This window comes from Citrobacter sp. T1.2D-1 (genome assembly GCF_950098555.1).
In the GTDB taxonomy this organism is placed as follows: Bacteria; Pseudomonadota; Gammaproteobacteria; order Enterobacterales; family Enterobacteriaceae; genus Citrobacter_A; species Citrobacter_A telavivensis.
This window is the reverse complement of the sequence record NZ_CATNHH010000001.1, coordinates 126339-152138: the sequence shown is the minus strand read 5'-3', so window position 1 is coordinate 152138 and position 25800 is coordinate 126339. Positions and strand designations below refer to the sequence as shown.

General features: G+C 53.6%; 20 protein-coding genes. 18 read left to right on the top strand and 2 right to left on the bottom strand.

The genetic code is table 11. From position 1 onward, the window contains the following. Window positions 1–54: 54 nt before the first annotated feature. The 8 genes from syd to QQZ17_RS00720 all read left to right on the top strand — a co-directional run bounded on the left by syd (window position 55) and on the right by QQZ17_RS00720 (window position 8586). Window positions 55–600: a SecY-interacting protein gene (syd, locus tag QQZ17_RS00755; RefSeq protein ID WP_152402416.1), complete on the top strand. Its 546-nt coding sequence runs from the start codon at window positions 55–57 to the stop codon at window positions 598–600. A 636-nt stretch (window positions 601–1236) separates the two neighbouring features. Next, on the top strand, window positions 1237–1566 hold the full coding sequence (locus QQZ17_RS00750; protein WP_152402418.1) for a YqcC family protein: 330 nt from the start codon (window positions 1237–1239) through the stop codon (window positions 1564–1566). After that, window positions 1566–2360, top strand: coding sequence for a tRNA pseudouridine(65) synthase TruC (gene truC / locus QQZ17_RS00745; protein WP_152402421.1), 795 nt, complete (start codon window positions 1566–1568; stop codon window positions 2358–2360). The genes QQZ17_RS00750 and truC overlap by 1 nt, the downstream gene beginning before the upstream one ends. Window positions 2361–2366: 6 nt before the next feature. Continuing rightward, window positions 2367–2816, top strand: coding sequence for a flavodoxin (locus QQZ17_RS00740; RefSeq protein ID WP_061075142.1), 450 nt, complete (start codon window positions 2367–2369; stop codon window positions 2814–2816). A gap of 482 nt (window positions 2817–3298) precedes the next feature. Continuing rightward, window positions 3299–4657 (top strand): galactarate/glucarate/glycerate transporter GudP, encoded by a 1359-nt coding sequence (gene gudP / locus QQZ17_RS00735; protein ID WP_152402423.1) that lies wholly within the window; start codon window positions 3299–3301, stop codon window positions 4655–4657. Continuing rightward, window positions 4654–5994 (top strand): enolase C-terminal domain-like protein, encoded by a 1341-nt coding sequence (locus tag QQZ17_RS00730; protein ID WP_152402426.1) that lies wholly within the window; start codon window positions 4654–4656, stop codon window positions 5992–5994. Before gudP ends, QQZ17_RS00730 begins: the two co-directional genes overlap by 4 nt. Window positions 5995–6014: 20 nt before the next feature. Further along, the gene (gene gudD, locus QQZ17_RS00725; RefSeq protein ID WP_152402428.1) at window positions 6015–7355 is read left to right on the top strand and encodes a glucarate dehydratase; all 1341 of its coding nucleotides are present in this window, start codon (window positions 6015–6017) and stop codon (window positions 7353–7355) included. A gap of 88 nt (window positions 7356–7443) precedes the next feature. After that, window positions 7444–8586 carry a glycerate kinase gene (locus QQZ17_RS00720; protein ID WP_152402430.1) on the top strand — a complete coding sequence of 381 codons (1143 nt, stop codon included), beginning with the start codon at window positions 7444–7446 and terminating at the stop codon, window positions 8584–8586. 38 nt (window positions 8587–8624) lie between these two features. Here QQZ17_RS00720 and barA read toward each other — a convergent pair whose 3' ends face one another. Beyond that, on the bottom strand, window positions 8625–11381 hold the full coding sequence (barA, locus tag QQZ17_RS00715; RefSeq protein ID WP_152402432.1) for a two-component sensor histidine kinase BarA: 2757 nt from the start codon (window positions 11379–11381) through the stop codon (window positions 8625–8627). Between the two features lie 57 nt (window positions 11382–11438). Between barA and rlmD the strand changes: the two genes are divergently transcribed. The 8 genes from rlmD (at window position 11439) to queE (ending at window position 21432) form a co-directional block, all read left to right on the top strand. After that, the gene (gene rlmD / locus QQZ17_RS00710) at window positions 11439–12734 is read left to right on the top strand and encodes a 23S rRNA (uracil(1939)-C(5))-methyltransferase RlmD (RefSeq protein ID WP_152402434.1); all 1296 of its coding nucleotides are present in this window, start codon (window positions 11439–11441) and stop codon (window positions 12732–12734) included. 259 nt (window positions 12735–12993) lie between these two features. Beyond that, window positions 12994–15228: a GTP diphosphokinase gene (gene relA, locus QQZ17_RS00705; RefSeq protein WP_152402437.1), complete on the top strand. Its 2235-nt coding sequence runs from the start codon at window positions 12994–12996 to the stop codon at window positions 15226–15228. A gap of 117 nt (window positions 15229–15345) precedes the next feature. Then, window positions 15346–16173 (top strand): DUF4225 domain-containing protein, encoded by an 828-nt coding sequence (locus QQZ17_RS00700; RefSeq protein ID WP_152402439.1) that lies wholly within the window; start codon window positions 15346–15348, stop codon window positions 16171–16173. A 2-nt stretch (window positions 16174–16175) separates the two neighbouring features. After that, entirely contained in the window at window positions 16176–16499 is a 324-nt protein-coding gene (locus tag QQZ17_RS00695) for a hypothetical protein (protein ID WP_152402441.1), read from the top strand. Between the two features lie 68 nt (window positions 16500–16567). Continuing rightward, window positions 16568–17377: a nucleoside triphosphate pyrophosphohydrolase gene (gene mazG / locus QQZ17_RS00690; protein ID WP_152402443.1), complete on the top strand. Its 810-nt coding sequence runs from the start codon at window positions 16568–16570 to the stop codon at window positions 17375–17377. A 224-nt stretch (window positions 17378–17601) separates the two neighbouring features. Next, window positions 17602–19239 carry a glutamine hydrolyzing CTP synthase gene (pyrG, locus tag QQZ17_RS00685; protein WP_152402445.1) on the top strand — a complete coding sequence of 546 codons (1638 nt, stop codon included), beginning with the start codon at window positions 17602–17604 and terminating at the stop codon, window positions 19237–19239. Between the two features lie 88 nt (window positions 19240–19327). Next, on the top strand, window positions 19328–20623 hold the full coding sequence (gene eno, locus QQZ17_RS00680; RefSeq protein WP_042322547.1) for a phosphopyruvate hydratase: 1296 nt from the start codon (window positions 19328–19330) through the stop codon (window positions 20621–20623). Window positions 20624–20760: 137 nt separating this feature from the next. After that, window positions 20761–21432, top strand: coding sequence for a 7-carboxy-7-deazaguanine synthase QueE (gene queE, locus QQZ17_RS00675; RefSeq protein WP_152402447.1), 672 nt, complete (start codon window positions 20761–20763; stop codon window positions 21430–21432). Window positions 21433–21516: 84 nt separating this feature from the next. On the opposite strand, the gene queD is transcribed toward queE, so the two are convergent. After that, window positions 21517–21879 carry a 6-carboxytetrahydropterin synthase QueD gene (gene queD / locus QQZ17_RS00670; RefSeq protein WP_152402449.1) on the bottom strand — a complete coding sequence of 121 codons (363 nt, stop codon included), beginning with the start codon at window positions 21877–21879 and terminating at the stop codon, window positions 21517–21519. Between the two features lie 305 nt (window positions 21880–22184). Here queD and cysJ point away from each other — a divergent pair, with 305 nt between their 5' ends. Then, complete coding sequence (gene cysJ / locus QQZ17_RS00665) at window positions 22185–23984, top strand: NADPH-dependent assimilatory sulfite reductase flavoprotein subunit (RefSeq protein WP_152402451.1); 1800 nt, start codon at window positions 22185–22187, stop codon at window positions 23982–23984. Next, window positions 23984–25696: an assimilatory sulfite reductase (NADPH) hemoprotein subunit gene (gene cysI / locus QQZ17_RS00660; protein WP_152402453.1), complete on the top strand. Its 1713-nt coding sequence runs from the start codon at window positions 23984–23986 to the stop codon at window positions 25694–25696. Before cysJ ends, cysI begins: the two co-directional genes overlap by 1 nt. Window positions 25697–25800 lie beyond the last annotated feature (104 nt).

Genomic DNA, 25800 nt, shown 5'->3' with positions numbered 1-25800 from the left:
AACCAGATACACTATGCGTCAAGTGTATCCTGGCTTTTATGAAGAGAGAAACCGGTGGACGAACAGACAGCTCTGGCCCTGAAGGACTTTACGACGCGCTACTGCAACGAATGGCACGAAAAACACGCAAGCTGGCCCATGAGCGAAGAGCTGTACGGGGTGCCTTCTCCGTGCATTATTTCTACAACCCGTGATGCCGTTTATTGGCAACCGCAGCCGTTTGAAGGTGAACAGAATGTAAACGCGGTTGAACGTGCCTTCGATATTGTGATACAACCAGCCCTTCATGCATTTTATACCACGCAGTTTGCCGGGGACATGCGTGCACAGTTGGCCAGTGAAACGCTGACGCTGTTGCAGACCTGGAGCGCGGATGATTTCAGACGGGTTCAGGAGAACCTGATTGGTCATCTGGTGACGCAGAAACGTTTGAAACTGTCGCCGACCCTTTTTATTGCCACGCTGGACAATGAACTGGAGGTGATTTCACTCTGCAATCTGTCCGGTGAAGTGATCAAAGAAACGCTGGGAACCCGTAATCGTTCCGTTCTGGCGCCTTCTCTTGCGGATTTCCTTACGCGACTTAAGCCTCTTCTGTAATCCATTTACCCCATCAGTGTGTGAGAGATCTCTTACAAGCCCTGTAGGAGATCGCCAGGTGATAACGGAAGACATCGCGAAACAAAAATCGCTAATATTCTAATAAATCATAAAGTTAATCATTTTCTGTCAACTTTCATATGAAATTTTCCTTAAGGCATTGCCTATAAGCACCTTGTAAGACGGCGTGAAAAAGGCGATTCTATCTACGTCGACAAGGAGTCGCACAACGAAGTGAACATCAGGATGATGGCACTTCGGCAGGACACACCAGGACGGTGTTACAGGGAAAGGCTTCAGGATGAAGTGAAGAGGAAAACGCAGGAGCGCGTTAAAGGACACCTCCAGGAAGGAGAACGAGAGCCGGTCAGGATAGTCGGTGGGTCAGGATGGCCAGGACGCTTCGGGATGAAGTCATCACATCGGGGTGGTGTGTGCAGGACGCAAATGTTCAGGATGAACAACAGGTCGCAAGACCACAGGAAAAGTTGTCACGGATGAGCAGGGAGCACGAAAAGTAGCTGGAATGCTGCGAAACGAACCGGGAGCACTGTTTTTACAGTGCTCCCTTTTTTTGTTTCTTTTTTTACTGGTGGTATCCTTCGCGCCAGATTTTTCATCATTGAGGTGACTTTCATGACGACTCATGACCGTGTGCGTCAGCAGCTCCATGCACTTGAAGCGCTGCTGCGTGAGCATCAACACTGGCGGATGGATGAACCCGAAGCCCACCTGTTTTCCAGTACCCAACCGTTTTGTATGGATACGATGGCGCCGATTGAGTGGCTGCAATGGGTTCTGATCCCTCGTATGCATGCTTTACTGGACAGCGCGCAGCCGCTGCCAGAGGCGTTTGCCGTCGCACCCTACTACGAAATGGCGCTGACCGCCGATCATCCGCAGCGTGAAATCCTGCTGGCGGCGTTGCAGGCACTGGATGCGCTTTTTGCGCAAGATGAATCCTGATGCTGGAGATTTTGTATCAGGACGAGTGGCTGGTTGCGGTCAACAAACCCTCTGGCTGGCTGGTGCACCGCAGTTGGCTGGATCGCGACGAAAAAGTGGTGGTGATGCAGACGATACGTGACCAGATTGGTCAGCACGTGTTTACGGCCCATCGCCTCGACAGACCAACCTCCGGCGTGCTGCTGATGGGCCTATCCAGCGAAGCCGGGCGCCGCCTCGCACAGCAGTTTGAGCAACATCAGATCCAAAAACGCTATCACGCTATTGTCCGCGGATGGCTAATGGAGGAGGCGGTACTCGATTATCCGCTGGTGGAAGAGCTGGATAAAATCGCCGATAAGTTTGCCCGCGAAAACAAGGATCCGCAGCCTGCGGTGACCCATTATCGCGGCCTCGCCACCGTTGAAATGCCTGTGGCAACCGGGCGTTATCCGACGACGCGTTACGGACTGGTGGAACTGGATCCGCAAACAGGACGCAAGCATCAGCTCAGACGCCATCTGGCGCACCTGCGCCATCCGATTATTGGCGACAGCAAGCATGGCGATTTACGGCAGAACCGCAGCGCGGCGGAACATTTTTCCTGCAACCGGCTGATGCTGCACGCCAGCCAGCTTTCGCTGACGCACCCGTTTACCGGTGAATCGTTGACGATTCATGCCGGGCTGGATACGGTCTGGATGCAGGCACTATCACAGTTTGGCTGGCAGGGACTTCTCCCTGAGAATGAAAGGGTTGAGTTAAGTGAGCCAGCAGGTCAGGATGAAGGCATAAGTTCTTCATCCAGGGAGTAATTAAGCATGGCGGAAATTGGGATTTTTGTCGGGACGATGTATGGCAATGCGCTGCTGGTTGCCGAAGAGGCAGAAGCGATCCTGACGGCACAGGGGCACAAAGCGACTGTTTTTGAAGATCCTGAACTGACGGACTGGCAGGAATATCAGGACAAAATCGCGCTGGTGGTCACCTCCACGACCGGGCAGGGCGATTTACCTGACAGCATTGTGCCGCTGTTTCAGGGGATCAAAGACCAACTGGGTTTTCAGCCCAATCTGCGTTACGGCGTGATTGCGTTGGGTGACAGCAGTTACGTCAATTTCTGCAATGGCGGTAAACAGTTTGACGCCCTGTTGCAGGAACAAAGCGCACAGCGCGTGGGGGAAATGTTGCTGATTGATGCCAGTGAGCACCCGGAGCCCGAAAGCGAATCCAATCCCTGGGTTGAACATTGGGGCACACTCTTACCCTGAGAGTTAACCCTCCCCCTACCGGGAGGGACTCCCTTGTGACGCCAGGCACGGGAACGACCTGTCTCTAGTCTACCCAATACTGAATCGTGTTAGCCTCGGGCGAACGCCCCTAAAAGCCTTCGCTATTGAAGGGTTTTTAGGGGCGTTTTCATAGGGTCAAGCGACCTGTTTCACACTCCTGCCTTTTCCACGTAAGCCCTGCGCGATTTCCGTTATATGTTTTCATTTCCGTGAAGTCGCTTCCATCACCCTGGGCTTTTGCCATAAACATAAGTGATACGTTGTCTAAATGTTGGGTTCTTGCACGGTGAGCAAGAACCTGGTGCTTTTTATACTTCTCCTGCCAGTTATAAAAAAATGCAGTTAGCAAGGCGAACGACCTAATAAAAGCTGCAAAAAAACACGAAACGTCACCTCTGATCCCCTACCAGTTGTGCTGTTCAGAGTGAGCGTGACTAACGCGAAAATTCAGGAGTGCAACAATGAGTTCATTAAGTCAGGCTGCGAGCAGTGCGGAAAAACGCACAAATGCTCGCTACTGGATAGTGGTGATGTTGTTTATCGTCACCTCCTTCAACTATGGCGACCGCGCCACTTTATCCATTGCCGGTTCGGAGATGGCCAAAGACATTGGTCTGGATCCGGTCGGTATGGGTTACGTTTTCTCTGCGTTCTCATGGGCCTACGTTATCGGGCAGATCCCGGGCGGCTGGCTGCTGGACCGTTTTGGTTCCAAACGTGTTTACTTCTGGTCCATCTTCATCTGGTCCATGTTTACCCTGTTACAGGGCTTCGTCGATATCTTCAGCGGATTCGGCATTATCGTCGCGCTGTTTACCCTGCGCTTCCTCGTCGGTCTGGCGGAAGCGCCGTCCTTCCCCGGCAACAGTCGCATTGTTGCGGCCTGGTTCCCGGCGCAGGAGAGGGGAACGGCAGTCGCGATCTTCAACTCTGCACAGTACTTTGCCACCGTTATTTTCGCCCCGATCATGGGCTGGCTGACGCATGAAGTGGGTTGGTCGCACGTGTTCTTCTTTATGGGCGGCCTCGGGATTGTTATCAGCTTTATCTGGCTGAAAGTGATCCACGAACCAAACCAGCATCCGGGTGTGAACAAAAAAGAGCTGGAATATATTGCAGAAGGCGGTGCGCTGATCAACATGGATCAGAAAGACACCAAGGTCAAAGTGCCGTTTAGCGTGCGGTGGGGGCAGATCAAGCAGTTGCTGGGTTCCCGCATGATGATCGGCGTATACATCGGCCAGTACTGCATCAACGCGCTGACTTACTTCTTTATCACCTGGTTCCCGGTTTATCTGGTGCAGGCTCGCGGCATGTCGATCCTGAAAGCGGGCTTCGTGGCTTCGGTTCCGGCCGTGTGCGGATTTGTCGGCGGAGTGCTGGGCGGCATTATCTCCGACTGGCTGATGCGTCGGACCGGCTCGCTGAACATTGCGCGTAAAACGCCTATCGTGATGGGGATGCTGTTGTCGATGGTGATGGTGTTCTGTAACTACGTTAACGTCGAGTGGATGATCATCGGTTTCATGGCGCTGGCGTTCTTTGGCAAGGGCATCGGAGCGCTGGGCTGGGCGGTGATGGCCGATACCGCACCGAAAGAGATCAGCGGCCTGAGCGGCGGTCTGTTCAACATGTTCGGCAACATCTCCGGTATCGTAACGCCCATTGCGATTGGCTATATCGTCGGCACGACGGGCTCCTTTAACGGCGCGCTGATCTATGTGGGCGTGCATGCACTGGTGGCGGTACTGAGCTATCTGGTGCTGGTGGGTGATATTAAACGTATCGAACTGAAACCTGTCGCAGGACAACTATCATGACGACACAATCCAGTCCCGTTATCACGGACATGAAGGTCATTCCGGTCGCCGGACATGACAGTATGCTTCTCAATATTGGCGGCGCGCATAACGCGTACTTTACCCGCAACATCGTGGTCCTCACCGATAACGCCGGCAACACCGGCGTAGGTGAAGCACCGGGCGGTGAGGTGATCTACCAGACGCTGGTGGATGCCATCCCGATGGTGCTCGGTCAGGAAGTGGCCCGACTGAACAAAGTGGTTCAGCAGGTGCACAAAGGCAATCAGGCCGCTGACTTTGATACCTTTGGCAACGGCGCATGGACCTTCGAACTGCGCGTAAACGCGGTAGCCGCGCTGGAAGCAGCCCTGCTTGATCTGTTGGGCAAAGCGCTCAACGTACCGGTCTGTGAACTGTTGGGGCCTGGCAAACAGCGCGATGCGGTGACCGTGCTCGGATATCTCTTCTACATCGGCGATCGCACAAAAACCGATCTGCCCTATCTGGAGACCACCCCGGGCAATCACGACTGGTATCACCTGCGTCATCAGGAAGCGTTGAACAGCGATGCCGTGGTTCGCCTGGCGGAAGCCTCACAGGATCGCTACGGCTTTAAAGATTTCAAACTCAAAGGCGGCGTGCTGCCTGGCGAGCAAGAGATAGACACCGCCCGTGCGCTGAAAAAACGTTTTCCGGATGCGCGGATTACCGTTGATCCCAACGGTGCTTGGCTGCTTGATGAGGCCATCACGCTGTGTAAAGGGCTGAACGATGTGCTCACGTATGCAGAAGATCCGTGCGGCGCAGAGCAGGGATTCTCCGGTCGCGAAGTGATGGCGGAATTCCGCCGGGCCACGGGGTTGCCGGTGGCGACGAACATGATCGCCACCAACTGGCGTGAAATGGGCCATGCGGTGATGCTCAATGCTGTCGACATCCCGCTTGCCGATCCGCATTTCTGGACACTTTCCGGTGCGGTGCGGGTGGCACAGTTGTGCGACGACTGGGGGCTGACCTGGGGTTGTCACTCTAACAACCACTTTGATATTTCACTGGCGATGTTTACCCACGTTGGTGCCGCGGCGCCGGGTAAACCGACTGCCATCGACACGCACTGGATCTGGCAGGAGGGCGATTGTCGCCTGACGAAAAATCCCCTTGAGATTAAAAACGGAAAAATTGCCGTTCCCGACGCGCCTGGACTGGGTGTTGAACTGGACTGGGATCAAGTGCAGAAGGCACATGAAGCTTATAAAAAACTGCCGGGCGGCGCGCGAAATGACGCAGGTCCGATGCAGTACCTGATCCCCGGCTGGACTTTTGACCGTAAACGTCCCGTTTTCGGCCGTCACTGATTTTGTATAAGGACTCAATAATGAACGCACAATTTACCACCCCAGTGGTTACGGCCATGCAGATTATCCCGGTTGCGGGACACGACAGTATGCTGATGAACCTGAGCGGTGCGCATGCGCCATTCTTTACGCGTAATATTGTGATTATCAAAGATAATTCTGGTCATACTGGCGTTGGTGAAATCCCCGGCGGCGAGAAAATTCGTAAGACGCTGGAAGATGCGATCCCACTGGTGGTGGGTCAACGGCTTGGCGAGTACAAAAACGTGCTGAATGCGGTACGCAATACCTTTGCCGATCGTGACTCAGGCGGTCGTGGCCTGCAAACGTTTGACCTGCGTACCACCATCCACGTCGTCACCGGGATTGAAGCTGCGCTGCTGGATCTGTTGGGACAGCATCTGGGCGTTAACGTGGCTTCTCTGTTGGGCGACGGTCAACAGCGTAATGAAGTGGAAATGCTGGGTTATCTGTTCTTCGTCGGTAACCGCAACGCCACGCCGTTGCCGTATCAGAGCCAGCCCGATGAGAAGTGCGACTGGTATCGTCTGCGTCATGAAGAGGCGATGACGCCCGATGCGGTCGTCCGTCTGGCTGAAGCCGCATACGAAAAATACGGTTTCAACGACTTCAAACTGAAAGGCGGCGTGCTGGCAGGGGAAGAAGAGGCAGAATCCATTGTGGCGCTGGCAAAACGCTTCCCGCAGGCGCGCGTCACGCTGGATCCCAACGGCGCATGGTCGCTGAATGAAGCGATCAAAATCGGGAAGTACCTGAAGGGTTCGCTGGCCTACGCGGAAGATCCGTGCGGTGCTGAGCAGGGCTTCTCAGGTCGTGAGGTGATGGCGGAGTTCCGTCGCGCTACCGGTTTGCCGACGGCGACAAACATGATCGCCACCGACTGGCGTCAGATGGGTCATACGTTATCGTTGCAGTCGGTGGATATTCCGCTGGCTGACCCGCATTTCTGGACGATGCAGGGCTCTGTACGCGTCGCGCAGATGTGCCATGAGTTCGGTCTGACCTGGGGTTCACACTCCAACAACCACTTTGACGTTTCACTGGCGATGTTCACCCACGTCGCGGCAGCGGCTCCGGGCAAGATCACGGCGATCGATACCCACTGGATCTGGCAGGAGGGCAACCAACGCCTGACTAAAGAGCCGTTTGAAATTAAAGGCGGCATGGTGCAGGTACCGGCGAAACCAGGCCTGGGCGTTGAGCTGGATATGGACCAGGTGATGAAAGCCCATGAGTTGTATCAGAAGCATGGGTTGGGCGCGCGCGATGACGCGATGGGGATGCAGTATCTGATCCCGAACTGGACGTTCGATAACAAACGTCCGTGCATGGTTCGTTAAGATAGACACCGGTCCCAAAAGGACCGGTTATTTTTTATCTGTAAACCGGGTGTATGCTTAGCTGAGTCAACATGCGTAAGGACGGCTTATGAAAATAGTGATCGCACCGGACTCGTATAAGGAAAGTTTGAGTGCTCTCGAGGTGGCGAATGCCATTGAGCAAGGTTTTCGTGAAATCTGGCCCGATGCGGATTACGTAAAACTTCCGGTTGCTGATGGGGGGGAAGGAACGGTCGAAGCCATGGTTGAGGCGACGACGGGACGCATTGTTGAAGTCGATGTTACGGGCCCTCTTGGGGAACCGGTCACCGCGTTTTATGGTTTATCCGGTGACGAGCGCACGGCTTTCATTGAGATGGCGGCGGCCAGCGGTCTGGAGCAGGTGCCTGTCGCGTTACGCGATCCATTAAAGACAACCTCCTGGGGAACCGGGGAGTTGATTCGTCATGCGCTGGATGCGGGCGTAGACCATATTATTATCGGGCTCGGCGGTAGTGCGACCAATGACGGCGGCGCAGGCATGGTGCAGGCGTTAGGGGCAAAATTGCTTGATGCTCAACAGAATGAAATTGGTAAGGGCGGTGCGGCGCTCGACGCGCTTGCACAGATCGATATCAGCCGGTTGGATCCGCGTCTTGCCGCATGCCGTATTGAAGTGGCGTGTGATGTGACCAATCCGTTGATCGGAAAAGAGGGGGCGTCGGCCGTGTTTGGCCCACAGAAAGGTGCAACGGCCGAGACAATCGATCGTCTGGATACGGCACTGGCGCATTATGCGCAGATTATTGCCCGTGACCTGGAGGTGGATGTCCTTGAACTGGCAGGCGGCGGCGCGGCAGGCGGTATGGGGGCGGCGCTGTACGCGTTTTGCGGTGCGCAACTGCGGCGCGGGATTGAGATTGTCACCGATGCGCTGCAACTGGATGAGTGCGTTGCCGATGCCGATTTGGTGATCACCGGGGAAGGGCGCATCGACAGCCAGACTATCCACGGTAAAGTTCCGGTAGGCGTGGCGAAGGTGGCGAAACGCTACAACAAACCGGTGATCGGTATTGCCGGCAGCCTGACGGCCGATGTCGGCATTGTCCATGAGCATGGACTTGATGCCGTATTTAGCGTGATTTATACCATCTGTACGCTGGACGATGCGTTGAAGAGCGCCGCAGAGAACGTGCGCATGACCGCGCGCAACGTCGCGGCGACGCTCAAAATGGGACAGACGCTACGCTGAAGCGATCGGCAGACCGGATGGCGCGATGCCTGTCCGGCCTATAACAGCCATTTGCGCGCTTCACGCGCTACGTTATCCATCTCGTCAAGCAGTTCCAGAAACTCGGGTTCCAGATCCTCTTCTGACGTGCCTTCTCGTAATTGATTTTCCAGCAACTGACACAGATTTTTCATGCGCGGTACGCCGCTATAGCCGCAACTGCCATGCAGTTTATGAATCAGGTCGATTAAGCCTTGCGGGTTTTCACCCACCAGTTGCTCTTCAATTTTATTACGCACTTCCGGCAGAAAATCGATCAGCATTTGCAGCATATCCCGTGCCAGATCCGGTTTCCCGGCGGCCTGGCGCAGCGCCAGTTGCCAGTCCAGCGTGGCGTTCGGGTTGAAGATCGGTTCGATCGTTTCTGCACCGACCTGGCGCGTCGGGGCGCTTGCGCCAGGTTTATAGCGTTGCAGCAGGTTACACAGCTTCTCTTCTTCGATCGGTTTTGCCAGGTAGTCATTCATTCCGGCACTCAGTAATTTTTCTTTCTGACCCGCCATCGCGTGCGCCGTGACGGCAATTACCGGGGTTTGCTGTTGATGCGGAAGCTGGTGGATCAGTTCGCAGGCCCGAATGCCATCCATATCCGGCATCTGAATATCCATCAGGATCAGATCAAACTGCATTTGCTTCGCGCGATCGACCGCCTGCTGGCCGCTATCACACAGCTCAACGTGTTGAACCAGATCGTCCAACAGTGCACCAATCAGCTTCAGGTTCGCCGGATTATCATCGACCGCCATGACGGTCATGGCGATTTTACTTTCGTCTGATGTCAGCATGCTTTCGTGGTGGTTTTGACGACACAAATCCACCAGTGCGGGCAGCAGACGCGTAGAGGTCAGGGGTTTTAGCAGACAGCTGGCAACGCCGTCCTGCTTGAGTTTTTCGGCATTCACCTGAGCGTGGCACGGCAGCGCCAGCATCAGGAAATCGGTCATTTTGGTCGCCTGTATTAGCCGCTCGTGCTGCATCGTCAGCGGTTCTTTGAAGGTGACGGCAACGCCGAGCAGCATAAAGTCGTAATGCTCAACGGTCAGCGCGGAAAACGTTGGGCTGTAGACCACGTCCAGCGGCGTTTCGCTGAGAATATCCAGCGTGCATTGCGCGGCGGCGGCATTCGGCTCGATGTAGGCAATGCGTTTACCGGCCAGGCATGCGGTGGCCGGGCCGTCGCTGATCACATTCGGATTCAGATCGAGATTAATATGGAACCAGAAGGTTGAACCGCGATGCGGCTGACTGTGGAAGGAGATATCCCCTCCCATCTCGTTGACCAGTTTTTGCGTGATCACCAGTCCCAGCCCGGTGCCGCCGTGGCGACGGGAAATACTGGCATCGGCCTGACGGAAAGCCTGGAACAGGCGCGACTGATCGCGCTCAGGGATGCCGATGCCGGTATCGCGGATCTGCACTTCGATCTGCACTTTGGTGTTACTCAGCGAGCGCTTCTCCACCAGAATGTCGATGTTGCCGCTCTCGGTGAATTTGATCGCATTGCCGACCAGATTGGTGATCACCTGCTGTAAACGCAGTGGGTCGCCAATCACGTTATCCGGTACGTCATTCTTAATATTGAGCGTCAGCTCCAGCCCTTTGTCGTGCGACGAATGCGCCAGCAGCGTCACCACTTCATCGAGCGTATTGCGAAGCGCGAAGGGAATGCTTTCGAGAATGAGTTTACCCGCTTCCAGCTTGGAGAAATCCAGGACGTCATTGATGATCGCCAGCAGATTATTGGCCGACCGCTCGATGGTATTCAGGTGATCGCGCTGCGTGGTATTCAGTTCGGTTTTCAGCGTCAGGCGCGTAAAGCCGATCACGCCATTCAGCGGGGTACGTAGCTCATGGGACATGTTGGCCAGAAACTCAGATTTGATGCGCGCGGCTTCCTGCGCGCGTTTTTTCGCCAGGTCCAGCTCGACGTTCTGGATCTCCATCTGTTCGAGCGTTTCACGCAAATCGGAGGTGGCCTGATCGATATTGTGCTGCATCTCTTCATGATAGGCGGCGAGCGACATGGCCATCGAGTTAATGCCGTTTTTCAACATATCCAGCTCGCCGAGCATAAAGCCCTCGACGCGGCTGTCGAGTTGCCCTCGTCGGATACGGTCAACCGTATTGACCATGTTGCGAATCGGCCCCGTCACGTCGCGCATCAGACGCCAGCCAAAGATGAGCGCAATGCCGATACAGAACAGCATCATGACGGAGGAGATGAAGATTTCTTTATACTGTTGTAAGCGGACCGACTTGAGATCGAGCTCAAGCGCCACATATCCCAACATATTACCCGCGTTTTTTGCGTCAGTGGCTGGGGATTCGTCCAGCGAATAACTTTCCGAAACGATCGGTGTTCGCAGGATTAAAATATCACCATGACGCTCAACGTTCAGTCGGCGCGGAAACGGTGAGCCCGGGGGCAACTGCATTTCCGACGGGTTGAGATTGAAATTCGAGGTGACGAAGAGGTGATTACCCTCATCGTAGACTGAAATCGCCCGCACGATATCAGAGTGGCGGCGATGTAGAACGCTGATGAGTTGGCCGATGGATTCGCGGTTTTGCAGGTTCATACCGTATTCGGTAGAGACCGCGAGAGGCTCGATGATACTGGCACCGGCATCTTCCAGTTGACGCTGCAAGTCGTGGTAGCGATGCACAACAAAAAAGATACTGAGCAGTAAACCAATAAGTACGGTTGGGGCCAGGATCAGAATCATCATGCGAGCGCGCAGGCTGTAGTTGGTCATGGAGTTCCGTTATGGGACAATTAGGGTCACACTGTTAAATTGAGAACAATCTCGTCGATGGCGCAATTCTACTCTGCAAAACGGCGCGTGACGACGCGCCAGATCATAACCGTTACCGTCAATGACCTCGATGCTTTTGGTCAGGGCGTTGCGCGGCACAACGGAAAGACGCTGTTTATCCCCGGTTTGCTGCCGCAGGAAAGTGCGGACGTGGCGATCACCGAAGATAAAAAACAGTACGCGAAAGCTCAGGTTAAGCGCCGTTTGAATGATAGTCCGGATCGCGTAACGCCGCGCTGTCCACACTTTGGCATTTGCGGCGGCTGTCAGCAACAGCATGCCAGTATCGAACTGCAACAGCGCAGTAAAAGCGCCGCGCTGTCGCGCCTGATGAACCACGATGTCACTGAGGCGATCGCCGATGCGCCGTGGGGCTATCGTCGTCGCGCGCGGTTAAGTCTCAACTTCCAGCCGAAAACCCAGCAGTTCCAGATGGGGTTTCGCAAGGCGGCGTCCAACGACATCGTCGATATCAGACAGTGCCCTATTTTGGTGCCCCAACTTGAAGCGTTGCTGCCCGAACTCAGGGCATGCCTCAGTAGCCTGCAGGGAATACGCCATCTGGGACACGTTGAACTGGTGCAGGCGGGCAGTGGCACGCTGATGATACTGCGCCATACCGCGCCACTCACTGCGCAGGATAACGAAAAACTGGAACGCTTTTCGCATTCAAAGGGACTGTCTCTGTATCTGGCGCCGCAAAGCGAGATACTGGAAACGGTATCTGGTCAGACGCCCTGGTATGAGTCAAACGGACTACGCTTAAACTTCAGCCCGCGTGATTTTATTCAGGTCAATGAAGGGGTGAACCAGAAAATGGTGGCCAGTGCGCTGGCGTGGCTGGACGTACAGCCAGGCGATCGCGTGTTGGATCTCTTTTGCGGGATGGGCAATTTCACGCTCCCGCTGGCGACCCGGGCGGCAAGCGTCGTCGGGGTGGAAGGCGTGCCTGCGCTGGTGGAGAAAGGGCGCGAAAACGCGCAACAAAATGAATTACACAATGTGACATTCTTTCATGAAAATCTTGAAGAGGATGTTACCCGACAGCCGTGGGCCAAAAACGGTTTTGATAAAGTCTTGCTCGACCCTGCGCGTGCAGGGGCTGCAGGCGTAATGCAACATATTATAAAATTGCAGCCTGGCCGCATTGTTTATGTATCCTGTAATCCTGCCACGCTGGCGCGTGATAGCGAGGCGTTATTACGCGCAGGATACCAAATTCAGCGGCTGGCGATGCTCGACATGTTCCCCCACACGGGACACCTGGAGTCAATGGTGTTGTTTGAGCATTAAAAATAAATCTAATACCCAAAGGATTTCGGGTTGCATTGAGGCGGCAACAGAGAGAGTCCCCAGGAACTTACGGAAGTCAATTGACTGGGGTGAAAGACAAATCTGTCAGGAACAGATTTGAACGTCGCGGAGCGACGGCCCGAAAGGGCGAGTCTCATGGATGAGACGAGTAACTCAGAAGCCAACAAAAATGCAGCGTGAAAGACGACGGGTATGGCTTGTCGACTTCGACAGGCCAGATCCCCTTAAGGAGAGGACAATGGTTGCGGTAAGAAGTGCACATCTAAATAAAGCTGGGGAATTTGACCCGAAAAAATGGATCGAAAGTCTTGGGATCACCAGCCAGCAGTCATGTGAACGCTTAGCCGAAACCTGGGCGTATTGCCTGCAACAGACACAGGGGCATCCGGATGCGGAACTGCTGCTGTGGCGTGGCGTGGAGATGGTGGAAATCCTCTCAACGCTGAGTATGGATATCGACACGCTGCGGGCTGCGCTGCTGTTCCCTCTGGCAGATGCCAATGTCGTTAGCGAAGATACCCTGCAGGAAAGCGTAGGTAAGTCTATCGTCAACCTGATTCACGGCGTGCGTGACATGGCGGCCATTCGCCAACTGAAAGCGACCCATACCGATTCCGTCTCCTCAGAGCAGGTCGATAACGTGCGGCGGATGCTGCTGGCGATGGTCGACGACTTCCGCTGCGTGGTTATTAAACTCGCCGAACGCATTGCCCATCTGCGCGAGGTGAAAGACGCGCCGGAAGATGAACGCGTACTGGCGGCGAAAGAGTGCACCAACATCTACGCTCCGCTGGCGAACCGATTAGGTATCGGCCAGTTGAAATGGGAACTGGAAGATTATTGCTTCCGCTATCTGCATCCTGCCGAGTACAAACGCATTGCCAAACTGCTGCACGAACGACGTATCGACAGGGAGCATTACATCGAAGAGTTCGTCGGTCATCTGCGATCGGAAATGAAAACCGAAGGCGTGAAGGCGGAAGTGTACGGACGCCCGAAACACATCTACAGCATCTGGCGAAAAATGCAGAAAAAGCATCTGGCGTTTGATGAGCTGTTTGATGTCCGCGCCGTACGTATTGTCGCCGAGCGTTTGCAGGACTGCTACGCTGCGCTGGGGATTGTGCACACCCACTATCGCCATCTGCCGGATGAGTTTGACGACTACGTTGCCAACCCGAAACCGAATGGCTATCAGTCGATTCATACCGTGGTATTGGGGCCGGGCGGCAAAACGGTTGAGATCCAGATTCGCACTAAGCAGATGCACGAGGACGCCGAACTGGGCGTTGCCGCGCACTGGAAGTACAAAGAAGGCGCGGTCGCGGGCGGAGCGCGTTCTGGTCATGAGGACCGCATTGCCTGGCTGCGTAAGCTGATCGCCTGGCAGGAAGAGATGGCGGACTCCGGCGAGATGCTCGACGAAGTACGCAGTCAGGTTTTTGACGACCGGGTCTACGTCTTTACACCGAAAGGCGATGTGGTGGATCTGCCCGCCGGCTCCACGCCGCTCGATTTTGCGTATCACATTCACAGTGACGTAGGGCATCGTTGCATCGGGGCGAAAATCGGTGGGCGCATCGTACCGTTCACCTATCAGTTGCAGATGGGCGATCAGATCGAAATTATCACCCAGAAACAGCCAAACCCCAGTCGTGACTGGCTGAACCCGAATCTGGGCTATGTGACGACCAGCCGTGGGCGCTCGAAAATTCACGCCTGGTTCCGTAAACAGGATCGGGACAAGAACATCCTCGCCGGACGGCAGATTCTGGATGATGAGCTGTCGCATCTCGGTATCAGTCTGAAAGAAGCGGAAAAGCACCTGCTGCCGCGCTACAACTTTAACGAACTGGAGGAGTTGCTGGCGGCGATTGGCGGTGGAGATATCCGTCTGAATCAGATGGTGAATTTCCTGCAATCGCAGTTCAACAAACCGAGCGCCGCCGAAGAGGATGCCGCCGCGCTGAAACAGCTTCAGCAGAAAACGCATTCCCCGCAGAACCGCCGTAAAGATGATGGTCGCGTTGTTGTGGAAGGGGTCGGCAACCTGATGCATCACATTGCCCGTTGCTGCCAGCCGATTCCGGGCGATGAGATTGTCGGGTTCATCACCCAGGGGCGCGGGATTTCCGTCCATCGGGCAGACTGTGAGCAGTTGGTCGAACTGCGCGCGCATGCGCCGGAGCGCCTCGTGGAGGCCGTCTGGGGCGAAAGTTACTCGGCGGGATACTCGCTGGTGGTGCGCGTACAGGCCAACGATCGCAGCGGCTTACTGCGTGATATCACGACGATTCTGGCGAACGAGAAGGTCAACGTGCTTGGCGTTGCCAGCCGCAGCGATACCAAACAGCAGCTTGCCACCATCGACATGACGATTGAAATCTATAACCTGCAGGTACTGGGACGCGTGCTCAGCAAGCTGAATCAGGTCCCCGATGTGATTGACGCTCGTCGTTTGCACGGCAATTAATAAATCAGAGGCCACTGAAGTTTTTTTGGTGGCCTCTCCTTTTAAGTGGGCACATTTCCGAATTTTTATCTGATTGCCCAAAGTTCCCTTTTTGCGCAGTAAACTCTCTACGGTATTTTGTTTAAAACATTTAAATGTTATTTAGCCGCAGCAGAGGCACTTATGATTTATGGATCAAAACAAGAGTTTGAGATTCAGAAAAATGAATTCATGTCTGTAGCACAGCGTCTGTGGATGACAGAACCTTTTTACTTTAAACAATCAGATTACTTTAGTCGAGTTATTGATGTGGTTAGGCAGATCGAGACTGAAATTCAGATGCATTGCCTATCATGGTTGGGAGGGGAGGAAATATTAAAATACAAAACTGCCGTTCTGAATTATCAGCGCTCGGTAATTATGAATAATAAAATTTATTCACGATGGATGGCTGAACAGGAGTACAAAAACAAAAGAGCCGCAGAGTTATATAAGCTATACACCAAAATAATAGGATTCTTATCAGGCATAGGCCAGGTTACTACCGGTGTGGGACTATGTGTATCAACTGGTGGAAGTGCAACGGTACCGGGTACTGCAATGATTCTGCAAGGCCTGAACAATATCTATGAGAACGGGTATTATCTTGTAGTTTATGAAGAGGCCTCAGGTCCACTCAGAGAAGCATACTATTATGCAGCAAATAAGGCCGGTTATGACAAGAATCAAGGGGATATTGCATATAGTACAATAGATCTTGTCCTATCAGGATATGGTATGGCCAGAAGGATCCCTACGCCGAGAGAAAGATCATGGAATCTGTTTGGTATCCAATCACACCAGACAGATTATGTTAGGGGGGTGAGTGGCATGACAAAACCTGTGTTTATGCTTGAGATTATCAGCGATGAAGTGACTGTTTTATCATTGATGCCTGCTTATAATGAAAATGACTTGAGGCACTAAGTATGGAGCAAGATATTATTTTCTTTTCAAAACCGTGGTTACCGGTCATGTTGTATTATTTAATGGGGGTAATTGTTTTTATTGGTTGTTATTTGTGGTATCGTTTCATTAAATTTCATTCAAATACGCTTTGTCGGTTTTTATTTATTATTGTAACAACGCTTTCCTGTGTCGTTCACATTGTCACTGGATACTACGATGTGGTGGGCTATCACGGCTATGGCAATAGTATTTTGCGAGCGTACTACTTAACTGATTACGAAACGATCCGTTACGGCGTTATTTTGTTCGTCACCCTGAATGGATTATTAATCTGTCGAATATAATATTAGGGGATGGCAGTCATCCAGCAACACGCTATCATGAGCGAAAGTGAAGATGATAAAGAGGCTGTATGACTGTCACCATCAATAAAACTCAAATTGACCGCCTGCTTGGCATCATGCAACGCCTGCGCGACCCGGAAACCGGCTGCCCGTGGGATAACGAACAGACTTTCGCCACGCTTGCCCCCTACACCCTTGAAGAAACCTACGAAGTACTCGACGCGATTTCTCGTGAAGATTTTGACGATCTACGCGGTGAACTGGGCGACCTGTTGTTCCAGGTGGTGTTTTACGCGCAGATAGCCCAGGAAGAGGGGCGCTTTGATTTCAATGACATTTGTGCCGCCATCAGTGACAAACTGGAGCGCCGACATCCGCACGTTTTTGCCGATGCTCAGGCTCATAACAGCAGCGAAGTGCTGGCTCGTTGGGAGCAAATTAAAACCGGCGAACGGGCACAAAAGGCGCAGCATTCTGCCCTTGATGATATTCCGCGTAGCTTACCGGCGTTAATGCGGGCACAGAAAATCCAGAAGCGTTGTTCGAATGTTGGCTTTGACTGGACGACGCTGGGCCCGGTGGTTGACAAGGTGTACGAAGAGATTGACGAGGTCATGCACGAGGCGCGGCAGGTCGTGGTCGACCAGGCTAAACTGGAAGAGGAAATGGGCGATTTGCTCTTTGCCACTGTCAATATGGCTCGTCACTTAGGCACCAAAGCGGAGACCGCCCTGCAAAAAGCCAACGAAAAGTTCGAGCGGCGTTTTCGTGAGGTCGAGCGGATTGTGGCGGCACGGGGCCTGGAAATGACGGGTGTTGATCTGGAAACCATGGAAGAAGTCTGGCAGCAGGTAAAACGGCAGGAAATTGATCTCTAAGGAGTTTGAGCGGTCAAGGGCGTTTTGTGTGATTTTTTAAATAACAAGCTCTTGATTTGCGTCAAAAACATTTACCCCAAAGGGGCTATTTTCTCACTCCCGATGTTAAATGTGAGCTGACGAAGAGGAGGGATAATGAAAGTTTGTGGCGTACGTCATGTTCGGGTATACTACTTTCCCGTCCTGGTTATTCCATCGTTTCACCCTAACTTCTCAGGTTCAGCATGACAACGAACTATATTTTTGTGACCGGCGGGGTCGTCTCCTCTCTGGGTAAAGGCATTGCCGCAGCCTCCCTCGCAGCCATTCTTGAAGCCCGTGGCCTCAACGTGACCATCATGAAACTGGATCCGTATATCAACGTCGATCCGGGTACCATGAGCCCAATCCAACACGGGGAAGTGTTCGTTACTGAAGACGGCGCTGAAACCGACCTGGACCTGGGTCATTACGAGCGTTTCATTCGCACCAAAATGAGCCGCCGCAACAACTTCACTACGGGTCGTATCTACTCTGACGTTCTGCGCAAAGAGCGTCGTGGCGACTATCTGGGGGCGACCGTACAGGTTATCCCGCACATCACCAACGCTATCAAAGAACGCGTGCTGGAAGGCGGCGAAGGCCATGACGTTGTCCTGGTTGAAATCGGTGGCACCGTCGGTGATATCGAATCTCTGCCGTTCCTTGAAGCGATTCGACAACTGGCGGTTGATATCGGTCGTGAACACGCGCTGTTCATGCACCTGACCCTGGTGCCTTACCTGGCCGCCGCGGGTGAAGTTAAAACCAAACCGACCCAGCACTCTGTGAAAGAACTGCTGTCCATCGGTATTCAGCCTGATGTCCTGATTTGTCGTTCCGATCGCACCGTTCCGGCAAATGAGCGCGCAAAAATTGCATTGTTCTGTAACGTGCCGGAAAAAGCCGTTATTTCAATGAAAGATGTCGATTCCATTTATAAAATTCCAGGCCTGTTGAAATCGCAGGGCCTGGACGATTATATTTGTAAACGATTCAGCTTGAACTGTCCGGAAGCTAACCTGTCTGAATGGGAACAGGTTATTTATGAAGAAGCGAATCCGGCAGGCGAAGTGACTATCGGCATGGTGGGCAAGTACATCGAACTGCCGGATGCCTACAAGTCCGTTATCGAAGCGCTGAAACACGGTGGCCTGAAAAATCGTGTGACCGTTAACATTAAGCTTATCGATTCGCAGGATGTTGAAACGCGTGGTGTCGAAATCCTGAAAGATTTGGACGCTATCCTGATCCCTGGCGGCTTTGGCTACCGTGGTGTGGAAGGGAAGATCGCCACTGCACGCTATGCGCGTGAGAACAATATTCCTTATCTGGGCATTTGCCTGGGTATGCAGGTTGCGTTGATTGAGTTTGCGCGTAATGTCGCCGGTATGGACAACGCCAACTCGACGGAATTTGTGCCAGACTGTAAGTACCCGGTTGTGGCGCTGATTACCGAATGGCGTGACGAAGAAGGCAACGTTGAGGTTCGTACTGAGAAGAGCGATCTCGGCGGCACGATGCGTCTGGGCGCGCAGCAGTGTCAGCTTGGCGACGATAGTCTGGTTCGTCAGCTGTACGGCGCACCGATCATTGTTGAGCGTCATCGCCATCGTTACGAAGTCAACAATATGCTGTTGAAACAGATTGAAGCTGCGGGTCTGCGTGTTGCAGGCCGTTCCGGTGATGATCAGTTGGTCGAGATCATTGAGGTACCGAATCATCCGTGGTTCGTGGCCTGTCAGTTCCATCCGGAATTTACTTCCACGCCACGTGATGGCCATCCGCTGTTTGCTGGCTTTGTGAAAGCCGCCAGCGAGCATCAGAAGCGTCAGGCGAAGTAAGAAGTAAAAAAGTTAGAACGGCAACGCGTACCAAAGGTACGCGTTGTTTGTCTGGAGTTTTAGTTTAACTTGTACTGAGGAAAACCTAATGTCCAAAATCGTTAAAGTCATCGGTCGTGAAATCATCGACTCCCGTGGTAACCCGACTGTTGAAGCCGAAGTACACCTGGAAGGTGGTTTCGTCGGTATGGCAGCAGCTCCGTCAGGTGCTTCTACGGGTTCCCGCGAAGCGCTGGAACTGCGCGATGGCGACAAATCCCGCTTCATGGGTAAAGGCGTACTGAAAGCTGTTGGCGCGGTTAACGGCCCGATTGCTCAGGCAATCCTTGGCAAAGATGCCAAAGATCAGGCTGGCATCGACAAAATCATGATCGACCTGGACGGTACTGAAAATAAATCCAACTTCGGTGCAAACGCCATCCTGGCTGTGTCTCTGGCAAACGCCAAAGCTGCTGCTGCCGCTAAAGGCATGCCGCTGTACGAGCACATCGCTGAGCTGAACGGTACTCCGGGCAAATACTCCATGCCGGTTCCGATGATGAACATCATCAACGGTGGTGAGCACGCTGACAACAACGTCGACATCCAGGAATTCATGATTCAGCCGGTTGGCGCGAAAACCCTGAAAGAAGCCGTACGTATGGGTTCTGAAGTGTTCCATAACCTGGCTAAAGTTCTGAAAGCGAAAGGCATGAACACGGCTGTGGGTGACGAAGGTGGCTACGCGCCGAACCTGGGTTCTAACGCAGAAGCGCTGGCTGTTATCGCTGAAGCGGTTAAAGCAGCAGGTTACGAGCTGGGCAAAGACATCACTCTGGCGATGGACTGTGCAGCATCTGAATTCTACAAAGACGGTAAATACGTTCTGGCGGGCGAAGGCAACAAAGCGTTCACCTCTGAAGAATTCACTCACTTCCTGGAAGACCTGACCAAACAGTACCCGATCGTTTCTATCGAAGACGGTCTGGACGAGTCTGACTGGGATGGTTTTGCTTACCAGACCAAAGTACTGGGCGACAAAATCCAGCTGGTTGGTGACGATCTGTTCGTAACCAACACCAAGATCCTGAAAGAAGGTATCGAGAAAGGCATCGTTAACTCCATCCTGATCAAATTCAACCAGATCGGTTCTCTGACCGAAACGCTGGCTGCAATCAAGATGGCGAAAGACGCTGGCTACACGGCTGTCATCTCTCACCGTTCCGGTGAAACTGAAGATGCAACCATCGCTGACCTGGCTGTTGGTACCGCTGCAGGCCAGATCAAAACCGGTTCTATGAGCCGTTCTGACCGCGTTGCTAAATACAACCAGCTGATTCGTATCGAAGAAGCGCTGGGTGAAAAAGCACCGTACAACGGTCGTAAAGAGATCAAAGGCCAGTAATTTATTACTGCCGCTTTACGCTCTGAAAAACCCGCTTCGGCGGGTTTTTTTATGCCTGCGGTTAGCGCAGCCGCTGCGCATGACCAGGAAGACGAAATCTGCGATAATTACAGATTATCCCTTTAACAGAGAACGCTATGCAGTACCCGATTAACGAGATGTTCCAGACCCTGCAAGGTGAGGGTTACTTTACCGGCGTCCCCGCCATTTTTATTCGTTTACAGGGATGCCCGGTCGGCTGTGCCTGGTGCGATACCAAACACACCTGGGATAAGCTTGAGGATCGGGAAGTTTCCCTGTACAGCATCCTGGCGAAAACCAAAGAGAGCGATAAATGGGGCGCGGCGAACAGCGAAGATCTGCTGGCCGTGATTGGTCGACAAGGGTACACCGCGCGTCATGTGGTGATTACCGGCGGCGAGCCCTGCATCCATGACCTGACGCCGCTCACTGATTTGCTGGAGAAAAATGGATTCAGCTGCCAGATAGAGACCAGCGGTACGCATGAAGTGCGCTGCACACCCAATACCTGGGTGACCGTTTCGCCGAAGGTGAACATGCGTGGTGGTTATGACGTTCTCTCACAGGCCCTGGAACGCGCGAATGAGATTAAACATCCGGTCGGTCGCGTGCGTGACATTGAAGCGCTGGACGAACTGCTTGCCACGCTGAGTGACGACAAACCGCGAGTGATTGCGCTGCAACCCATCAGTCAGAAAGAGGATGCCACACGCCTGTGCATCGAAACCTGCATCGCGCGCAACTGGCGCCTGTCGATGCAGACGCACAAATATCTGAATATTGCCTGATAAATAGCCCGGCGCGTTAACCTGTCGGGCTTATCTGTAGGCCGGATAAGACGTTTTGCGTCGCCATCCGGCAAGACGAAACGTTTACTCGCCGCGATAAACGCAGCCCGCCGTACAGGTTTCTTTCACCATTACGGCGCTCAACAGGGGGAGTGACGGTTTGACCTGATCCCAAATCCATTTTGCCAGCACTTCGCTGGTCGGATTTTCCAGACCGGGAATATCGTTCAGGTAGTAATGATCGAGCCTGTCGTAAGTTGGCTTGAACGCGGCTTTTAATTCGGCGAAATCGATAATCCAGCCTGTATGTGGACAGACTTCACCGGTGACTTCAAGGCGCACCATAAAGGAGTGTCCGTGCAGACGGCCACATTTATGCCCTTCAGGAACATGAGGCAAATGGTGAGCGGCTTCGAAGGTGAAATCTTTAAACAGGGTGGTGGTCATCTTAAACTCTCAGTCAGGCAAAAAACCGCCGTAGGGTACCGGAAAGTACATTTTTTATCATTAACTAAAACGGCTTTCCGTCGCAGATTACGTCATTCATCAACTTTATAGGAGATAACTTCATATATTTCATGTGGTTATTCAATCGTTTTTGTTGTTAATAACTATAACTAAAACAGGTTAGTCCATTTGGTTATTTGTTATTTCCATCCCTTCTTTAATTGTTACTATCACCGCCGTTACCCTTATCTTCAGTTTGGGTTTTATTGCTTAAATCCGCTTTGCTTACTGGAACATAACGACGCATGACGACACAGGCCCCACCTTCCGCTTTGCTTCCGCTGAACCCGGAGCAACTGGCCCGCCTTCAGGCGGCCACTACCGATCTCACGCCCATGCAGCTTGCATGGGTTTCTGGCTATTTCTGGGGCACGCTGAATCAGCAACCCGGCGCGACCGTTGCGACGCCGGCCCCCGTTGCTGAAATGCCGGGCATCACATTGATCTCCGCGTCACAAACGGGCAATGCGCGTCGTGTGGCAGAAGCGCTGCGTGACGACCTGCTGGCGGCAAAGCTCAGCGTCACGCTGGTGAACGCAGGCGACTACAAATTCAAACAAATCGCCAATGAGAAACTGCTGGTTGTCGTCACGTCTACCCAGGGTGAAGGCGAGCCGCCGGAAGAAGCCGTCGCGCTGCATAAGTTCCTGTTCTCTAAAAAAGCGCCGAAGCTCGAAAACACGGCATTTGCTATTTTTGGTCTGGGTGATACGTCATACGAGTTTTTCTGTCAGTCAGGCAAAGATTTTGACAGCAAACTGGCGGAACTTGGCGGTGAGCGTTTGCTGGATCGCGTTGACGCCGATGTGGAATACCAGACCGCCGCCGCCGAGTGGCGTACCCGTGTGGTCGAGGTGTTGAAATCACGTGCGCCGGTTGCGACGCAGACTCCGTCGATTGCCAGCGGAGCGGTGAATGAGATCCACTCCAGCCCCTATACTAAAGAAGCGCCGCTGAGCGCGGCGTTGTCCGGGAATCAAAAAATCACCGGCCGTGATTCAGAGAAAGATGTTCGCCATATTGAAATCGATCTCGGTGAGTCGGGTCTGCGCTACCAGCCTGGCGACGCGCTGGGCGTCTGGTATCAGAACGATCCTGCGCTGGTGAAAGAGATGGTGGAACTGGTCTGGCTGAAAGGTGATGAGCCCGTGACGGTCAATGGCCAGTCTCTGTCGCTGTCCGACGCGCTACAGTGGCATGTCGAACTGACTGTCAATACTGCCAATATCGTTGAAAACTATGCCACCTTAACGCGCAGTGAATCGCTGTTGCCGCTGGTTGGCGACAGGGCACAGTTGCAGCATTATGCGACGACAACGCCGGTTGTCGATATGCTGCGTTTTTCGCCAGCACAGCTGGATGCACAGGCGTTGGTCGACCTGTTGCGTCCGTTGACGCCGCGCCTTTACTCCATCGCGTCGTCTCAGGCTGAAGTGGAGAACGAAGTACACATCACCGTCGGTGCGGTGCGTTATGAAGTGGAAGGTCGCGCGCGCGCCGGCGGCGCATCCAGCTTCCTCGCCGATCGCGTTGAAGAAGAGGGCGAAGTGCGTGTGTTCATCGAACATAACGATAACTTCCGTCTGCCGACGAACCCTGAAACGCCGGTGATTATGATTGGTCCGGGCACGGGCATCGCGCCGTTCCGCGCCTTCATGCAGCAGCGCGCCGCTGATGAAGCGTCAGGTAAAAACTGGCTGTTTTTTGGCAATCCCCACTTTACCGAAGATTTCCTCTACCAGGTGGAATGGCAGCGTTACGTCAAAGAGGGCGTACTGAGCCGTATCGATCTCGCCTGGTCACGAGATCAAAAAGAAAAAGTGTATGTACAAGACAAACTGCGCGAACAGGGCGCAGAACTGTGGCGCTGGATTAATGACGGTGCGCATATTTATGTCTGCGGCGACGCTAATCGCATGGCGAAAGACGTTGAGCTGGCATTGCTGGAAGTGATTGCTGAATTCGGCGCGATGGACGCGGAATCAGCGGATGAATTTTTAAGTGAGCTGCGCGTTGAGCGCCGTTATCAGCGAGATGTCTACTAATGAGCGAAAAACATCCAGGGCCCCTGGTGGTCGAAGGTAAACTGACGGACGCCGAGCGCATGAAGCTGGAAAGCAACTATCTGCGCGGCACCATTGCTGAGGATCTGAATGACGGTCTCACCGGCGGTTTTAAAGGTGATAACTTCCTGCTGATCCGTTTTCACGGCATGTACCAACAGGATGACCGTGATATCCGCGCCGAGCGTGCAGAACAGAAGCTGGAGCCGCGTCACGCGATGCTGCTTCGCTGCCGTCTGCCGGGCGGTGTCATTACCACCAAACAGTGGCAGGCGATTGATAAGTTTGCCCATGACAACACCATTTATGGCAGCATTCGCCTGACCAACCGGCAGACGTTTCAGTTCCACGGGATCCTGAAGAAGAACGTGAAGCCGGTGCACCAGATGCTGCACTCCGTTGGGCTGGACGCGCTGGCAACCGCCAACGACATGAACCGTAACGTGCTGTGCACCTCGAACCCGTACGAGTCAGAGCTGCATGCCGAAGCTTACGAATGGGCGAAAAAGATATCCGAGCATCTGCTGCCGCGTACCCGCGCCTATGCTGAAATTTGGCTCGATCAGGAAAAAGTCGCGACCACCGATGAGGAGCCGATCCTCGGTCAGACCTATCTGCCGCGTAAGTTCAAAACCACGGTGGTGATCCCGCCGCAGAACGATATCGATCTGCATGCTAACGACATGAACTTTGTCGCGGTTGCGGAAAATGGCAAGCTGGTGGGCTTTAACCTGTTGGTGGGCGGCGGTCTTTCCATCGAGCACGGTAACAAGAAAACCTACGCCCGTACGGCGAGCGAATTTGGCTATCTGCCGCTGGAGCACACGCTGGCTGTGGCGGAAGCCGTTGTCACCACGCAGCGTGACTGGGGTAACCGTACTGACCGTAAAAATGCGAAAACCAAATATACGCTGGAACGCGTGGGAGTCGAGACATTCAAAGCGGAAGTGGAACGTCGTGCCGGCATCAAATTCGAACCGATTCGTCCGTACGAATTTACCGGTCGTGGCGATCGTATTGGCTGGGTGAAGGGCATCGACAATAAATGGCATCTGACGCTGTTTATCGAAAATGGTCGAATTCTCGATTATCCGGGACGTCCGCTGAAAACGGGCCTGCTGGAGATTTCGAAAATCCATAAAGGCGAGTTTCGTATTACCGCGAATCAGAATCTGATTATCGCGGGTGTACCGGAGAGCCAGAAGGCGAAGATTGAGAAGATCGCGCAAGTGAGCGGCCTGATGAACATGGTGACGCCGCAGCGTGAAAACTCCATGGCCTGCGTGTCTTTCCCAACCTGTCCGCTGGCGATGGCGGAGGCCGAGCGCTTCCTGCCGACGTTTATCGATAAAATTGATGGTTTGATGGCGAAGCATCATGTCAGTGACGAGCATATCGTAATGCGTGTGACGGGTTGCCCGAACGGCTGCGGCCGCGCGATGCTGGCAGAAGTCGGGCTGGTCGGGAAAGCGCCGGGACGCTACAACCTGCATCTTGGCGGTAACCGAATCGGCACGCGTATCCCGCGGATGTTCAAAGAGAACATCACCGAACCGGAAATTCTCGACTCGCTGGACGAACTGATTGGGCGCTGGGCGAAAGAGCGAGAAGCGGGTGAAGGCTTCGGCGACTTTACGGTGCGTGCGGGCATTATTCGCCCGGTGCTCGATCCTGCCCGGGATTTCTGGGAATAACGTCTTATTGCCGGATGGCGGCGTGAACGCCTTATCCGGCCTACGGATTTTGTAGACGCCCGGTGGCCGTTGTAGGCCTGATAAGCGAAGCGCCATCAGATAAA

Excerpts from the sequence above, each read along its gene's own strand:
- QQZ17_RS00750 (WP_152402418.1), top strand. The coding sequence starts at position 1,237 with ATGACGACTCATGACCGTGTGCGTCAGCAGCTCCATGCACTTGAAGCG.
- truC (WP_152402421.1), top strand. The coding sequence starts at position 1,566 with ATGCTGGAGATTTTGTATCAGGACGAGTGGCTGGTTGCGGTCAACAAA.
- QQZ17_RS00740 (WP_061075142.1), top strand. The coding sequence starts at position 2,367 with ATGGCGGAAATTGGGATTTTTGTCGGGACGATGTATGGCAATGCGCTG.
- gudP (WP_152402423.1), top strand. The coding sequence starts at position 3,299 with ATGAGTTCATTAAGTCAGGCTGCGAGCAGTGCGGAAAAACGCACAAAT.
- QQZ17_RS00730 (WP_152402426.1), top strand. The coding sequence starts at position 4,654 with ATGACGACACAATCCAGTCCCGTTATCACGGACATGAAGGTCATTCCG.
- gudD (WP_152402428.1), top strand. The coding sequence starts at position 6,015 with ATGAACGCACAATTTACCACCCCAGTGGTTACGGCCATGCAGATTATC.
- QQZ17_RS00720 (WP_152402430.1), top strand. The coding sequence starts at position 7,444 with ATGAAAATAGTGATCGCACCGGACTCGTATAAGGAAAGTTTGAGTGCT.
- barA (WP_152402432.1), bottom strand. The coding sequence starts at position 11,381 with ATGACCAACTACAGCCTGCGCGCTCGCATGATGATTCTGATCCTGGCC.
- rlmD (WP_152402434.1), top strand. The coding sequence starts at position 11,439 with ATGGCGCAATTCTACTCTGCAAAACGGCGCGTGACGACGCGCCAGATC.
- relA (WP_152402437.1), top strand. The coding sequence starts at position 12,994 with ATGGTTGCGGTAAGAAGTGCACATCTAAATAAAGCTGGGGAATTTGAC.
- QQZ17_RS00695 (WP_152402441.1), top strand. The coding sequence starts at position 16,176 with ATGGAGCAAGATATTATTTTCTTTTCAAAACCGTGGTTACCGGTCATG.
- mazG (WP_152402443.1), top strand. The coding sequence starts at position 16,568 with ATGACTGTCACCATCAATAAAACTCAAATTGACCGCCTGCTTGGCATC.
- pyrG (WP_152402445.1), top strand. The coding sequence starts at position 17,602 with ATGACAACGAACTATATTTTTGTGACCGGCGGGGTCGTCTCCTCTCTG.
- eno (WP_042322547.1), top strand. The coding sequence starts at position 19,328 with ATGTCCAAAATCGTTAAAGTCATCGGTCGTGAAATCATCGACTCCCGT.
- queE (WP_152402447.1), top strand. The coding sequence starts at position 20,761 with ATGCAGTACCCGATTAACGAGATGTTCCAGACCCTGCAAGGTGAGGGT.
- queD (WP_152402449.1), bottom strand. The coding sequence starts at position 21,879 with ATGACCACCACCCTGTTTAAAGATTTCACCTTCGAAGCCGCTCACCAT.
- cysJ (WP_152402451.1), top strand. The coding sequence starts at position 22,185 with ATGACGACACAGGCCCCACCTTCCGCTTTGCTTCCGCTGAACCCGGAG.
- cysI (WP_152402453.1), top strand. The coding sequence starts at position 23,984 with ATGAGCGAAAAACATCCAGGGCCCCTGGTGGTCGAAGGTAAACTGACG.